This is a genomic window from Streptomyces sp. ATLC9 (assembly GCF_057196705.1).
Genome location: NZ_JBXUOY010000156.1, coordinates 1 through 12,630 on the forward strand (window position 1 = coordinate 1; position 12,630 = coordinate 12,630).

A 12,630-nucleotide genomic window follows, 5' to 3' on the forward strand; every position below is an offset into this window, starting at 1 on the left:
GGGCCCGGCACCGGGCGTGCGCGCGGCCGCTCCCCGAGGCCCGGGGCCGCGTCCAGAGGGCCGCGGGGGCCTGCCGCGACACACGCGCGACACACCCGGACGGCGGCAACGCGGTGGCCGCCGCACGGCCGGGCGACCGGAACATTAGACTCGTCGGATCGGCACAAGCCCGTACGGCTCGACCAGCAAGGAGGCACGGGTGGCTCTGCTGACCCGCATCACGGGACCGCGCGATCTCGACCGGCTCAGCCCCGAAGAGCTCGACCGGCTCGCCCGGGAGATCCGGGCCTTCCTCGTCGAGGCGGTCTCCAAGACCGGCGGCCACCTCGGCCCCAACCTGGGCGTGGTCGAGCTGACCATCGCCCTGCACCGGGTCTTCGAGTCGCCCAGGGACAAGGTCCTCTTCGACACCGGACACCAGAGCTACGTCCACAAGCTGCTCACCGGGCGGCAGGACTTCTCCGGACTGCGGGCCAGAGGCGGCATCTCCGGCTACCCCTCGCGGGCGGAGTCCGAGCACGACGTCATCGAGAACTCCCACGCCTCCACCGTGCTGGGCTGGGCCGACGGACTGGCCAAGGCCAACCAGGTACTGGGCCGCGAGGACCACCACGTGGCCGCGGTCATCGGCGACGGCGCGCTCACCGGCGGCATGGCCTGGGAGGCGCTCAACAACATCGCCGCCGCCAAGGACCGCCCCCTGGTCATCGTCGTCAACGACAACGAGCGCTCCTACGCCCCCACCATCGGCGGCCTGGCCAACCACCTGGCCACCCTGCGCACCACCGACGGCTACGAGCGCTTCCTGGCCCGCAGCAGGGACCTGCTCAACCGCACCCCGGTCGTCGGCAGGCCGCTGTACGAGACCCTGCACGGGGCCAAGAAGGGCATCAAGGACGTCATCGCCCCGCAGGGCATGTTCGAGGACCTGGGCCTGAAGTACCTCGGCCCCATCGACGGCCACGACATAGCGGCCCTGGAGTCCGCCCTGACGCGCGCCAAGCGCTTCGGCGGCCCGGTCATCGTCCACTGCCTGACCGAGAAGGGCCGCGGCTACCAGCCCGCCGTCCAGCACGAGGCCGACCGCTTCCACGCCGTCGGCGTCATCCACCCCGACACCGGACTGCCGGTGGCCGCCTCCGGCGCCGACTGGACCTCGGTCTTCGGCGACGAGATGGTCGAGCTCGGCCGCGAGCGCGCGGACGTCGTGGCCATCACCGCCGCGATGCTCCAGCCCGTCGGCCTGCGGAAGTTCGCCGAGACCTTCCCCGACCGCGTCTACGACGTGGGCATCGCCGAGCAGCACGGCGCCGTCTCGGCGGCCGGGCTGGCCACCGGAGGGCTGCACCCGGTCTTCGCCGTCTACGCCACCTTCCTCAACCGCGCCTTCGACCAGGTGCTGATGGACGTCGCCCTGCACCGGTGCGGGGTGACGTTCGTGCTGGACCGGGCCGGGGTCACCGGCACCGACGGCGCCTCCCACAACGGCATGTGGGACATGTCGATCCTCCAGGTCGTCCCCGGACTGCGGATCGCCGCCCCGCGCGACGCCGACCAGCTGCGCGCCCAGCTCCGCGAGGCCGTCGAGGTGAAGGACGCCCCGACGGTGGTGCGCTTCTCCAAGGGCGCCGTCGGCCCGTCCGTGCCCGCCGTCTCCACCGTCGGCGGCATGGACGTGCTGCGCGAGGCACGGACGGAGGAGGGCGAGCGGCCGGACGTGCTGCTCGTCTCGGTCGGCGCGCTGGCCCCGATGTGCCTGGAGGTCGCCGACCTGCTGGGCAAGCAGGGCATCTCCACCACCGTGGTGGACCCGCGCTGGGTCAAGCCGGTCGACGAGGCGCTGCCGCCGCTGGCGGACCGCCACCGCGTCGTGGTCACCGTGGAGGACAACGTCCGTGCGGGCGGCGTCGGTTCGGCGATCGCGCAGGCGCTGCGCGACGCGTGCGTGGACGTGCCGCTGCGCGACTTCGGCATCCCCGCGAGGTTCCTGGACCACGCCTCCCGCGGCGAGGTGCTCGCCGAGATCGGCCTGACCGCGCCGGACATCGCCCGCCAGGTCACCGGTCTGGTCGCCAAGCTCGGCGGCCGCTACGGCGCCGAGGGTGCCGATGACGCCCGGCGCGCCGAGGGCGCGGACGGCCTCGGCGCGCAGACCGCCCGCGACTGACGCGACCGAGTCTCCCGGCCCGGTCGCACGTCACCTCCGGCCGGCCCCCGGAACTCCGGGCGGGCCGGTACCCGAGCCCGCCCCGACCGCGCCCCGCCGCCCCTGCGCCGCCGGGGCGGCGGGGACGGCGGCGGGGACGGATAGGTTGTAACCCATGCCGACCGCCTCCGACCCACCCCGGTCCGCGCGGCTGCCGGGCGCCCGCACGGCGCCGGCCGGGACCACGCGGGTGCGGGAGCCCGTCGTCCGCCGGCCGGACGTCGGCCCCGCCGGCCGGCCGCCGTCCGGACCCCCGGGCCGTCCGCGCCCGTTCTGGCCGTGGCTGCTCCCGGTGCTCCTGCTGTCGGCGGCGCTCACCCGCCTCCCGTCCTTCCTGCGCCCGCTGTGGAACCCCGACGAGGGCTTCCTCGCCACCCAGGCCCGGATACTCACGGACGGCGGGACGCTCTACGACACCGTCGTGGACCGCAAACCGCCCCTGGTGCCCTGGCTGTACCAGGGCGCCTTCGCGGTCTTCGGCGACGCCTCGCTGTGGCCGGTCAAGGCGGCGGCGGTGGCGGCCGTGGCGGCGACCGCCGCGCTGCTGGCCTCGCTGGCCCGCCGCCGCTGGGGCGAGCGGGCCGGATGGGCCGCCGGCGTGCTGTTCGTCCTGGCCTCGGTGGGCCTCAACCCCGAGGACGCCCAGGCGGCGAACTTCGAGGTCTTCATGCTGCCGTTCACCGCGGCGGCCGTCTGGTGCGCCGACCGGAGGCACTGGGCGGCCGCGGGCCTCGCGGTCGCCGGAGCCTTCCTGGCCAAGCAGACGGGCGGCGCGGTCCTGCTGCCGGTGCTGTTCCTGCTGTGGCGCTCGGTGCCGCCCGGCGACCCCCGGCGGGCCGCGCTGATCCGGCTGGGCGCGGGCTGCGTACTGCCGGTGGCGGCGGTGGCCGCGGCCTGCGGCTGGTCCCGCTTCCTGTTCTGGACGGTCACCGGATCGGGCACGTACGCCTCCTTCACCGGCTCGGAGCTGCACGTGCTCGGCCGGGGCCTGGTCAACACCGCCATCGCGGCGGCGGGCTCCGCGGGGCTGCTGGTGCCGCTGGCCGCGGCGCTGCGCCGCCGCCCGCCGTGCCGGCGGCGGGTCCTGACGGCGGACCTGTGGGCCTGGCTGGCGGCCTCCGCGGTCGCCGTGGTCTCCGGCTTCCACTTCTTCGGCCACTACTACCTCCAACTGCTGCCGCCGCTGGCCCTGCTGGGGGCGGGCGCCCTGCACCTGCTGGGCGACGGGTGGACACGCCGGGCCGCGCTGTGCGCGGTGCTGTCGTGCACGCTGTTCCTGGGCTGGAGCGCGGTCGCGGGCAGCGCGGAGCTGGACCACGCCCAGAAGGTGGCCGACGCCGCGCGACGGCACGCCGGACCGCAGGAGAAGGTGCTGCTGTGGGGCATGCACCCGGAGGGCTACTGGCTGGCCGACCGCCGCCCCGCCAGCCGCTACCTCACCGCCGGCCTGCTCACCAACTTCAGCGGCGGCCGGGACGGGCCCCGGGTGGGCCAGCGGTACGGCGTCGAGGGCGGTTGGCACACCTTCCGCGCCGAGCTGTCCGAGGACCCGCCGAAGGTGATCGTCGACGACTCGCGCGGCCAGCCGTACGAGCCGTCCCGGATGCCGACGCTGCGCTACCTGCTCGCGGCGCACTACGAGCGCGCGGAGCGGGTGGACGGCGCGGTGGTCTACGTGCTGCGGCCGGAGCGCGGCGAGCGCAAGGAGCGTGAGGAGCAGGCGGAGGGGCGCGCGGCCGACGCCCGCTGAGCCGCGGGAGGCGAGGCCCGGGGGGAGGTCAGCGCACCGAGCGCGGCCCGGCCGCCTCGGCGCCCAGCGCCGCCACCCGCTCGCGCAGCCCGCGGTCGGCGGTGACCACCGTGCAGGGCCGGCCGCGGCCCTCGGCCGCCACCAGTTCCACGATCCGGTCGTCGCCGCTGCCGGGCGCGTCCACCACCCGCACCCCGGGTACGGAGGCCACTCCGCGGGCGGCGCCCTCCACCACGAGCACGATCTCCTCGCCGCCCTCGCCGCCCTCGCCGCCCTCGCCGCCCGCACGGTCTCCGTCGGCCCGGGCCGCGAGGCGGTCCCGCAGCCGCTCGGCGGCGCCGCGCCGGTCCCGCCACCAGCCGTCCGGCACCGAGCCGACGACGTTGGCGGCGTCCACGACGAGCAGGGGGCGAAGGCGTCCGGGCATGGCCCAAGCCTGCCACGGCCACCGCCCGGCCCCGCCCCGAACCCCCCGCACACGCGACGGCGCCCGCCCGCACTCGGGGTGCGGACGGGCGCCGTGGACGGGAAGCGGCGGAGGGCCGCCCCGGTGCGTCAGTTCGGGACGCTCGCCACGCCCGGCTCCAGGAACCGCTTGCCGCCAACGCGCTCGGAGACGCCCTCGCGGTCCAGGTACGGCGTGATGCCGCCCAGGTGGAAGGGCCAGCCCGCGCCGGTGATCAGGCACAGGTCGATGTCCTGGGCCTCGGCGACGACGCCCTCGTCGAGCATCAGACGGATCTCCTCGGCGATCGCGTTCAGCGCACGCTCGCGGACCTGCTCCTCGGTCAGCACCGTGTCGCCGGTCTCGAACAGGGCGGCGACCTCCGGGTCCAGCTCCGGCTTGCCGGAGTCGTACACGTAGAGGCCACGTTTGCCGGCCTTGACGACGTGGCCCAGGTTCTCCGAGACGGCGAAGCGGTCGGGGAACGCGGCGTGCAGCGTGCCGGCCACATGGTGGGCGACGGCCGGGCCGACCAGCTCCAGCAGGACGATCGGCGACATGGGCAGGCCCAGAGGGGCCAGTGCCCGGTCGGCGACCTCGACGGGGGTGCCCTCGTCGATGGAGCGCAGCACCTCGCCCAGGAAGCGGGTCAGGATGCGGTTGACGACGAACGCCGGGGCGTCCTTGACCAGCACGGCCGTCTTCCTCAGCGACTTGGCGACCGCGAAGGCCGTCGCCAGCGAGGCGTCGTCGGTCCGCTCGGCGCGGACGATCTCCAGCAGCGGCAGCACGGCGACGGGGTTGAAGAAGTGGAAACCCACGACCCGCTCGGGGTGCTCGAGCTTGCTCGCCATCTCGGTGACCGACAGCGAGGAGGTGTTGGTGGCCAGGATGGCGTGCTCGGGCACGACCGCCTCGACCTCGGCGAACACCTGCTGCTTGACGCCCATCTCCTCGAAGACGGCCTCGATGACGAAGTCGGCGTCGCCGAAGGCGGCGGCCTTGTCCAGCGAGCCGGTGACCAGGGCCTTGAGGCGGTTGGCCTTGTCCTGGTTGACCCGCCCCTTGAGCAGGAGCTTGTCGATCTCCTCGTGGACGTAGCCCACGCCCTTGTCGACGCGCTCCTGGTCGATGTCGGTCAGCACGACCGGCACCTCCAGGCGGCGGGCGAACAGCAGCGCCAGCTGGGAGGCCATCAGGCCGGCGCCGACGACGCCGACCTTGGTGACCGGGCGGGCCAGCTTCTTGTCCGGGGCGCCGGCCGGGCGCTTGGCGCGCTTGTTGACCAGGTTGAAGGCGTACAGGCCGCTGCGCAGCTCGTCGCCCATGATCAGGTCGGCCAGGGCGCGGTCCTCGGCGTCGAAGCCCTGCCGCAGGTCGCCGTTCCTGGCCGCCGCGATGATGTCCAGGGCGCGGTAGGCGGCCGGGGCCGCGCCGTGCACCTTGGAGTCGGCGATGCCACGCCCGCGTGCGACGGCCTGGTCCCAGGCCTCGCCGCGGTCGATGTCCGGGCGCTCGACCTCGAGCTCGCCGCGGAGCACCGAGGCGGTCCAGATCAGGGACTGCTCCAGGAAGTCGGCGCCGTCGAAGACCGCGTCGGCGATGCCGAGCTCGAAGACCTGCTCGCCCTTCAGCTGCTTGTTCTGGTTGAGCGAGTTCTCGATGATCACCGAGACCGCGCGGTCGGCGCCGATCAGGTTCGGCAGCAGGGTGCAGCCGCCCCAGCCGGGGACCAGACCGAGGAAGACCTCGGGGAGGGAGAAGGCCGGGACGGCCCGCGAGACGGTCCGGTAGGAGCAGTGCAGACCCACCTCGACACCGCCGCCCATCGAGGCGCCGTTGTAGTAGGCGAAGGTCGGCACGGCCAGGGAGGACAGCCGCTTGAAGACGTCGTGGCCGCCCTTGCCGATGGCCAGCGCGTCCTCGCGGCTCCTGACGACCTCCACGCCCTTGAGATCGGCGCCCACGGCGAAGATGAACGGCTTGCCGGTCACGCCGACGCCGGTGATCTCGCCCCTGGCGGCCTCGGCCTCGACCTGGTCGATCGCCTTGTCGAGGTTGACCAGCGACTGCGGGCCGAGCGTGGTGGGCTTGGTGTGGTCCAGGCCGTTGTCCAGGGTGATGAGCGCGAAGCGGCCCGCACCCTGGGGGAGGTCGAGGTGGCGCACGTGGGCGGTGGTGACGACCTCGTCGGGGAAGAGCTCGGCCGCGCCCTTCAGCAGTTCGGCGGTGTTACTCACTTGCCCTCCCAGTGGGGGTTCTCCCAGATCACGGTGCCGCCCATGCCGAAGCCGACGCACATGGTGGTCAGGCCGTAGCGGACGTGCGGCTGCTCCTCGAACTGCCGCGCGAGCTGCGTCATCAGACGCACACCCGAGGAGGCCAGCGGGTGGCCGAACGCGATGGCGCCGCCGTACTGGTTGACGCGCGGGTCGTCGTCGGCGATGCCGTAGTGGTCCAGCAGGGCCAGCACCTGGACGGCGAAGGCCTCGTTGATCTCGAACAGGCCGATGTCGCCGATCGACAGACCGGCCTTGGCCAGCGCCTTCTCGGTGGAGGGGATCGGACCGACGCCCATGACCTCCGGCTCCACGCCGGCGAAGGCGTAGGAGACCAGGCGCATCCTGACCGGCAGGCCCAGCTCGCGGGCCACGTCCTCGGCGGCGAGCAGGGAGGCGGTGGCGCCGTCGTTGAGACCCGCGGCGTTGCCCGCGGTGACCCGGCCGTGCGCGCGGAAGGGGGTCTTCAGGCCCGCGAGCTGCTCCAGGGTGGTGCCCGGGCGCATCGGCTCGTCGGCGGTGGCCAGGCCCCAGCCCGTCTCCCCGGCCTCCTCGCTCGTGCGGCGCACGGAGACCGGCACCAGGTCGGCCTGGATCCTGCCGTCGGCGTACGCCTTGGCGGCCTTCTCCTGGCTGCGCACGGCGTACTCGTCGGCGCGCCGCTTGGTGATGTGCGGGTAGCGGTCGTGGAGGTTCTCCGCGGTCATGCCCATGAACAGGGCGGACTGGTCGACCAGCTTCTCGGAGACGAAGCGCGGGTTGGGGTCCACGCCCTCGCCCATCGGGTGGCGGCCCATGTGCTCGACACCGCCGGCGACCACGACGTCGTACGCGCCGAAGGCGATCGACCCGGAGGTCGTCGTCACGGCGGTCATGGCGCCCGCGCACATGCGGTCGATGGAGTAGCCCGGCACCGTCGTCGGCAGCCCGGCCAGGATGCCGGCGGTGCGGCCCAGCGTCAGGCCCTGGTCGCCGATCTGCGTCGTCGCGGCGATGGCGACCTCGTCGATGCGCTCCGGTGGCAGGTCCGGGTTGCGGCGCAGCAGCTCACGGATGCACTTGACGACCATGTCGTCGGCGCGCGTCTCGTGGTAGATGCCCTTCGGGCCCGCCTTGCCGAACGGGGTCCGGACGCCGTCGACGAAGACGACGTCCCTAGCGGTACGAGGCACGTTGGCTCTCCTCCAGGGGTGCGGTGGTACGCCGTACGGCGCGCTTCCCGGAGCTTATGCTACTTGTCGGTAACCCTCAGGGGGGAAGCCCCCTTCCGAGCGAGTCGCACGTCACACTCCCACGCGCCCCCGGCCGCTTCGCACGGCGGCGGGAAACCGGGCCCGCCCCCGTGGGGGACGGGCCCGGAAAGGGGTTCGGCGGCCTGCTCCGGCCGCCGTGCGCGGCCGGACGACGGTCAGACGCCCTGCACTCCCTGGAAGACGGCGAAGCCGAGGATCATCCCGACGACCAGGCCCGCGATGGAGACCCCGAGGGCGACCTTGCCCAGCCGCTCACCCTTGGACGTGGCGATCGCACCGCAGACGATCCCCGCGATGCCGAAGAGCGGCGGGCAGAAGATGAAGGCGACACAGCCGAGCACGATGCCGACGATGCTGAGCGTGTTGGACGGGTTCGGCTGCTGCGGCGGCTGCGGCTGGTTCGGGTAGTTCGGATAGGACATTCCTCATCCCCCCTGGGTTGTCAGCTGGCGATCACCCTATGCGGCGCCCGCGCGTGAACGGAAGACCGGTCCCCTCCCGTGGTGGAGGAGGGGACCGGTCCCGGTCAGAGGTCGGACGGGACGGCCGACAGGGCCGCCGTCAGCAGCGGCGCCGTCTGCTCGACCTGCCACTGCCGGGCGCCGAGGGCGTACAGCGCCCGCGCGACCGCGGACTCGGACGCCTCGCCCGGGGGCTCCCAGCACAGCCGCCGCACCGTGTCGGGGGCGAGCAGGTTCTCCTGGGGCAGGTTCAGCTCCTCCGCGCGCGCCGTCACCGCCGCCCGCGCCGCGGCGAGCCGGGCCGCGGCGACCGGGTCCTTGTCGGCCCAGGCGCGCGGAGGCGGCGGCCCGGACGGTGTCAGGGCGGGGGAGGGCAGCCCGGACTCGGGCAGGGCACGGGCGCGCTGGACCGCGGCCAGCCACTGCTCGAGCTGCCTGCGTCCCATCCGGTGCCCGTATCCCGGCAGCGCGGCCAGAGCCTGCGCGTCGGCGGGCATCGCCAGCGCGGCCTCCACGATGGCCGCGTCGGTGAGCACCTTGCCCGGCGAGACGTCGCGGTGCCGCGCCACCTGGTCGCGGGCCGTCCACAGTTCCCGTACGACCGCCATCTGCCGCCGCCTGCGCACCTTGTGCATGCCCGAGGTGCGGCGCCAGGGATCCTTGCGGGGGACGGCCGGCGGGGCCGCCGCTATGGCGGCGAACTCCTGGCGCGCCCACTCCAGCTTGCCCTGGCGCTCCAGCTCCTCCTCCAGCGCGTCGCGCAGGTCGACCAGCAGCTCCACGTCCAGCGCCGCGTACCGCAGCCAGGGCTCGGGCAGCGGTCGGGTGGACCAGTCCACGGCGGAGTGGCCCTTCTCCAGGGAGTAGCCCAGGACGTTCTCGACCATCGCGCCGAGGCCGACGCGGGCGAAGCCCGCGAGCCGTCCGGCCAGCTCGGTGTCGAACAGCCGCGTGGGGCGCATGCCCGTCTCGCGCAGGCAGGGCAGGTCCTGGCCGGCGGCGTGCAGTACCCACTCGGCGTCCCCGATCGCCTCGCCGAGGGCGGTCAGGTCCGGGCAGCCGACCGGGTCCACCAGTGCGGTCCCCGCGCCCGCGCGGCGCAGCTGGACGAGGTAGGCGCTCTGCCCGTAGCGGTATCCGGACGCCCGTTCGGCGTCGACGGCCACGGGGCCGCGGCCCGCGGCGAAGGCTTCCACGACCTTGGCGAGGGCCTCGGGCGCGGCGGTCACGGGCGGGACGCCCTCGCGCGGTTCCAGCAAGGGGACCGGCGCCGGACCTTCCTCCCGTGCGGGAGGCCGAGCTGCGTTGCTTATGGAGGTCTCTTGGGCGTCGGTCACGCGACAAGGGTATCCAGCCGCACGGGGGGCGGGGTGGCCGCCGACGGACGGTGGCGACGGCGGCCGCGGCGCACCCGCCCGCCCGGCCGGGGAGCCGGCCGGGCGGGCGGGTGCGGACCGCGGCGGTGAAGGGGTCGGAGCGGTACGGGGCCGTGGGGGTGAGGGAACGGGGGTGTCGGGGCCGGGGGTCAGTGGATGATGCCGGTGCGCAGGGCGACCGCGACCATGCCCGCGCGGTCGCCGGTGCCCAGCTTGCGGGCGATCCGGGCGAGGTGGCTCTTGACGGTCAGGGCCGACAGGCCCATGGAGACGCCGATCGCCTTGTTGGACTGGCCCTCCGCCACCAGCCGCAGCACCTCGATCTCCCGGCCGGAGAGCTCGCGGTAGCCGCCGGAGTGGCCGGGGGCGCCCGGCGGGCGGCGGTGCATACGGGCGGCGGCGGCGCCGATGGGCGCGGTACCGGGGCGCCCGGGATGACCGGGGTGGCCCGGGGCGCCGCGGGTGCCGGTGACGACATAGCCCTTGACACCGCCTGCGAGGGCGTTGCGCACGGCGCCGATGTCGTCGGCGGCGGAGAGGGCGAGGCCGTTGGGCCAGCCCGCCGCCCGGGTCTCGGACAGCAGGGTCAGGCCGGACCCGTCGGGCAGGTGGACCTCGGCTACGCAGATGTCGCGCGGGTTGGCGACACGGGGGCGGGCCTCCGCGATCGAAGACGCCTCGATCACGTCCCGGACACCGAGCGCCCACAGGTGGCGGGTGACGGTGGAACGGACCCGGGGGTCGGCGACGACGACCATGGCCGTCGGCTTGTTCGGGCGGTAGGCGACCAGGCTTGTGGGGTGCTCAAGAAGAACGGACACCGGGCCTCCTGGGGAGTGGAGAGCGGACGGAAGCCGACTATGGGGGAAGTCGGGATGGGGTTGAGCCCCGTGAGGGGTCACAGAATCCTTCGGCACTCCGCCGGTCCGTCTTTAGGGAATGATCACGAATGAGTGAGTGAAAAATTCCGGCAAATCGGACAGGGGCTCGATCCGGGGAACCATCAGAGTGGCTGCGGGCCCCGGCGCTGCGGCAGTGGTACGACGGCCGCCCCCTCGCCCTCCTCCGGCGGCAGCCCCGCGCACTGGCACAGCAGATCGCACCAGGCCACCAGATGTCCGGCCGCGGCCTCCCCCGTCCCCTCCCGAAGAGTCCACGATGCGCGGATCTCCAGCTCCGAGCGCACCACCCGGTCCGCCAGCTCCCCGAAGGGGTGGGAGTCCGTCCGCGTCACCGTGCCGCCCTCCGCGGCGTACCCGGCCGACCGCGCCTCCAGCGCGCCCGTCAGCCACGACCAGCTGACCTCCGGCAGCAGCGGGTCCTGCGCCATCTCCGGCTCCAGCCGGGCGCGGGCCAGGGTCACCACGCGGAACGAGCCCCGCCACGCCTCCTGCCCCGCGGGGTCGTGCAGCAGCACGAACCGCCCGTCGGCCAGCTCCTCGCCCCCGGCCTCGACCGACGCCTCCACCGCGTGCGCGAACGGCGCCAGCCTCCTGGGCGGCGGAAGCGGGCCCAGCCGCACCTCCGGGCGCGGCCGCACCTCGGCCAGGGCCGCCACGGCCTGCCGGAAGGGCCGCGGTGCCTCCTCACCGCCGGGACCCGCCGTACCGTCCGCCTGGTGTGCTCGCGCCGCTGCCATGGGCGGCAGCGTAGGCGGAACGGGTGCCCCGGACGGGTAGGGACACGTGCGAGACTTCTGGTTGTGACCGCCGACGACCGAACCGCAGCCCAGACCCCCTCCGCCGCGGGCTCCGCCGCCCCCGGGGCCGCCGACCCCGCAGTCGCCGACTCCGCCTTCCTGCGGGCGTGCCGCCGCGAGCCCGTGCCGCACACCCCGGTGTGGTTCATGCGGCAGGCCGGACGCTCCCTGCCGGAGTACCGGAAGGTGCGCGAGGGCATCGGGATGCTCGACTCCTGCATGCGCCCCGACCTCGTCACCGAGATCACCCTCCAGCCCGTCCGCCGGCACGGGGTGGACGCGGCCATCTACTTCAGCGACATCGTCGTGCCCCTCAAGGCCATCGGCCTCGACCTCGACATCAGGCCGGGGGTGGGCCCCGTCGTCGAGCGGCCCGTCCGCTCCCGCGCCGACCTGGAGCGGCTGCGCCGCCTGGAGCCGGGCGACGTGGAGTACGTCACCGAGGCCGTCCGGATGCTCACCGCCGAACTGGGCCCCACCCCGCTCATCGGTTTCGCCGGCGCCCCCTTCACCCTCGCCAGCTACCTCGTGGAGGGCGGGCCGTCCCGCAACCACGAGCACACCAAGGCGATGATGTACGGCGACCCGGAACTGTGGGCCGATCTGCTGGACCGGCTCGCGGACATCACCACCGCCTTTCTGAAGGTGCAGATCGAGGCGGGCGCGAGCGCCGTCCAGCTCTTCGACTCCTGGGCCGGGGCCCTGGCCCCGGCCGACTACCGCGCCTCGGTGCTGCCGGCCTCCGCCAGGGTCTTCGACGCCGTCGCCCACTACGGCGTCCCCCGCATCCACTTCGGCGTCGGCACCGGCGAGCTGCTGGGCGCGATGTCCGAGGCCGGTCCGGACGTCGTCGGCGCGGACTGGCGGGTGCCGCTGGACGAGGCCGCCCGCCGCATCGGCCCGGGCAAGGCCGTCCAGGGCAACCTCGACCCGGCGGTGCTCTTCGCGCCGCGCGAGGCCGTCGAGACCCAGACGCGGCGCGTGCTGGACGCCGCCCGCGGCCTGCCGGGGCACATCTTCAACCTCGGCCACGGCGTACTGCCCGACACCGACCCCGACGCGCTCACCCGCCTGGTGGAGTACGTGCACGAGCGGACCGCGAGCTGAGGCGCCGCGGGACCGCGTGGAACGCCGGTGGGCCGGGCCTCCTCGGAAGGAGGC

At 74.4% G+C, this 12,630-nt stretch carries 10 protein-coding genes; 3 read left to right on the top strand and 7 right to left on the bottom strand.

Annotated features, from left to right (window positions below; genetic code table 11):
• Positions 1 to 199 precede the first annotated feature (199 nt).
• Together dxs and AC2CJA_RS16775 are read left to right on the top strand one after the other, a co-directional pair.
• On the top strand, positions 200 to 2,167 hold the full coding sequence (gene dxs, locus AC2CJA_RS16770; RefSeq protein WP_484603502.1) for a 1-deoxy-D-xylulose-5-phosphate synthase: 1,968 nt from the start codon (positions 200 to 202) through the stop codon (positions 2,165 to 2,167).
• Between the two features lie 154 nt (positions 2,168 to 2,321).
• Positions 2,322 to 3,956 carry an ArnT family glycosyltransferase gene (locus tag AC2CJA_RS16775; RefSeq protein ID WP_484603503.1) on the top strand — a complete coding sequence of 545 codons (1,635 nt, stop codon included), beginning with the start codon at positions 2,322 to 2,324 and terminating at the stop codon, positions 3,954 to 3,956.
• Positions 3,957 to 3,984: 28 nt separating this feature from the next.
• Here the strand turns inward: AC2CJA_RS16775 and AC2CJA_RS16780 are convergent, their stop codons facing one another.
• The 7 genes from AC2CJA_RS16780 to AC2CJA_RS16810 form a co-directional block, all read right to left on the bottom strand.
• Positions 3,985 to 4,383, bottom strand: a complete 399-nt coding sequence (locus AC2CJA_RS16780) for an NTP pyrophosphohydrolase (RefSeq protein ID WP_484603504.1) — start codon at positions 4,381 to 4,383, stop codon at positions 3,985 to 3,987.
• Between the two features lie 128 nt (positions 4,384 to 4,511).
• On the bottom strand, positions 4,512 to 6,641 hold the full coding sequence (locus AC2CJA_RS16785) for a 3-hydroxyacyl-CoA dehydrogenase NAD-binding domain-containing protein (protein WP_484603505.1): 2,130 nt from the start codon (positions 6,639 to 6,641) through the stop codon (positions 4,512 to 4,514).
• Positions 6,638 to 7,852, bottom strand: coding sequence for a thiolase family protein (locus tag AC2CJA_RS16790; RefSeq protein WP_484603506.1), 1,215 nt, complete (start codon positions 7,850 to 7,852; stop codon positions 6,638 to 6,640). Before AC2CJA_RS16790 ends, AC2CJA_RS16785 begins: the two co-directional genes overlap by 4 nt.
• A gap of 236 nt (positions 7,853 to 8,088) precedes the next feature.
• Positions 8,089 to 8,355, bottom strand: a complete 267-nt coding sequence (locus tag AC2CJA_RS16795; protein WP_484603507.1) for a hypothetical protein — start codon at positions 8,353 to 8,355, stop codon at positions 8,089 to 8,091.
• Between the two features lie 104 nt (positions 8,356 to 8,459).
• The gene (locus tag AC2CJA_RS16800; RefSeq protein WP_484603508.1) at positions 8,460 to 9,731 is read right to left on the bottom strand and encodes an HRDC domain-containing protein; all 1,272 of its coding nucleotides are present in this window, start codon (positions 9,729 to 9,731) and stop codon (positions 8,460 to 8,462) included.
• 188 nt (positions 9,732 to 9,919) lie between these two features.
• Positions 9,920 to 10,591, bottom strand: coding sequence for a helix-turn-helix transcriptional regulator (locus tag AC2CJA_RS16805; protein ID WP_484603509.1), 672 nt, complete (start codon positions 10,589 to 10,591; stop codon positions 9,920 to 9,922).
• A 182-nt stretch (positions 10,592 to 10,773) separates the two neighbouring features.
• Complete coding sequence (locus tag AC2CJA_RS16810; RefSeq protein WP_484603510.1) at positions 10,774 to 11,409, bottom strand: DUF3000 domain-containing protein; 636 nt, start codon at positions 11,407 to 11,409, stop codon at positions 10,774 to 10,776.
• Positions 11,410 to 11,568: 159 nt separating this feature from the next.
• Here AC2CJA_RS16810 and hemE point away from each other — a divergent pair, with 159 nt between their 5' ends.
• Positions 11,569 to 12,576: a uroporphyrinogen decarboxylase gene (gene hemE / locus AC2CJA_RS16815; RefSeq protein WP_484603511.1), complete on the top strand. Its 1,008-nt coding sequence runs from the start codon at positions 11,569 to 11,571 to the stop codon at positions 12,574 to 12,576.
• The last annotated feature ends 54 nt before the right edge of the window (positions 12,577 to 12,630 follow it).

What these genes read in the sequence shown, in the direction of transcription:
- AC2CJA_RS16795 (WP_484603507.1), bottom strand. Translation starts at nt 8,355, where the DNA reads ATGTCCTATCCGAACTACCCGAACCAGCCGCAGCCGCCGCAGCAGCCG.
- AC2CJA_RS16810 (WP_484603510.1), bottom strand. Translation starts at nt 11,409, where the DNA reads ATGGCAGCGGCGCGAGCACACCAGGCGGACGGTACGGCGGGTCCCGGC.
- AC2CJA_RS16775 (WP_484603503.1), top strand. Translation starts at nt 2,322, where the DNA reads ATGCCGACCGCCTCCGACCCACCCCGGTCCGCGCGGCTGCCGGGCGCC.
- AC2CJA_RS16780 (WP_484603504.1), bottom strand. Translation starts at nt 4,383, where the DNA reads ATGCCCGGACGCCTTCGCCCCCTGCTCGTCGTGGACGCCGCCAACGTC.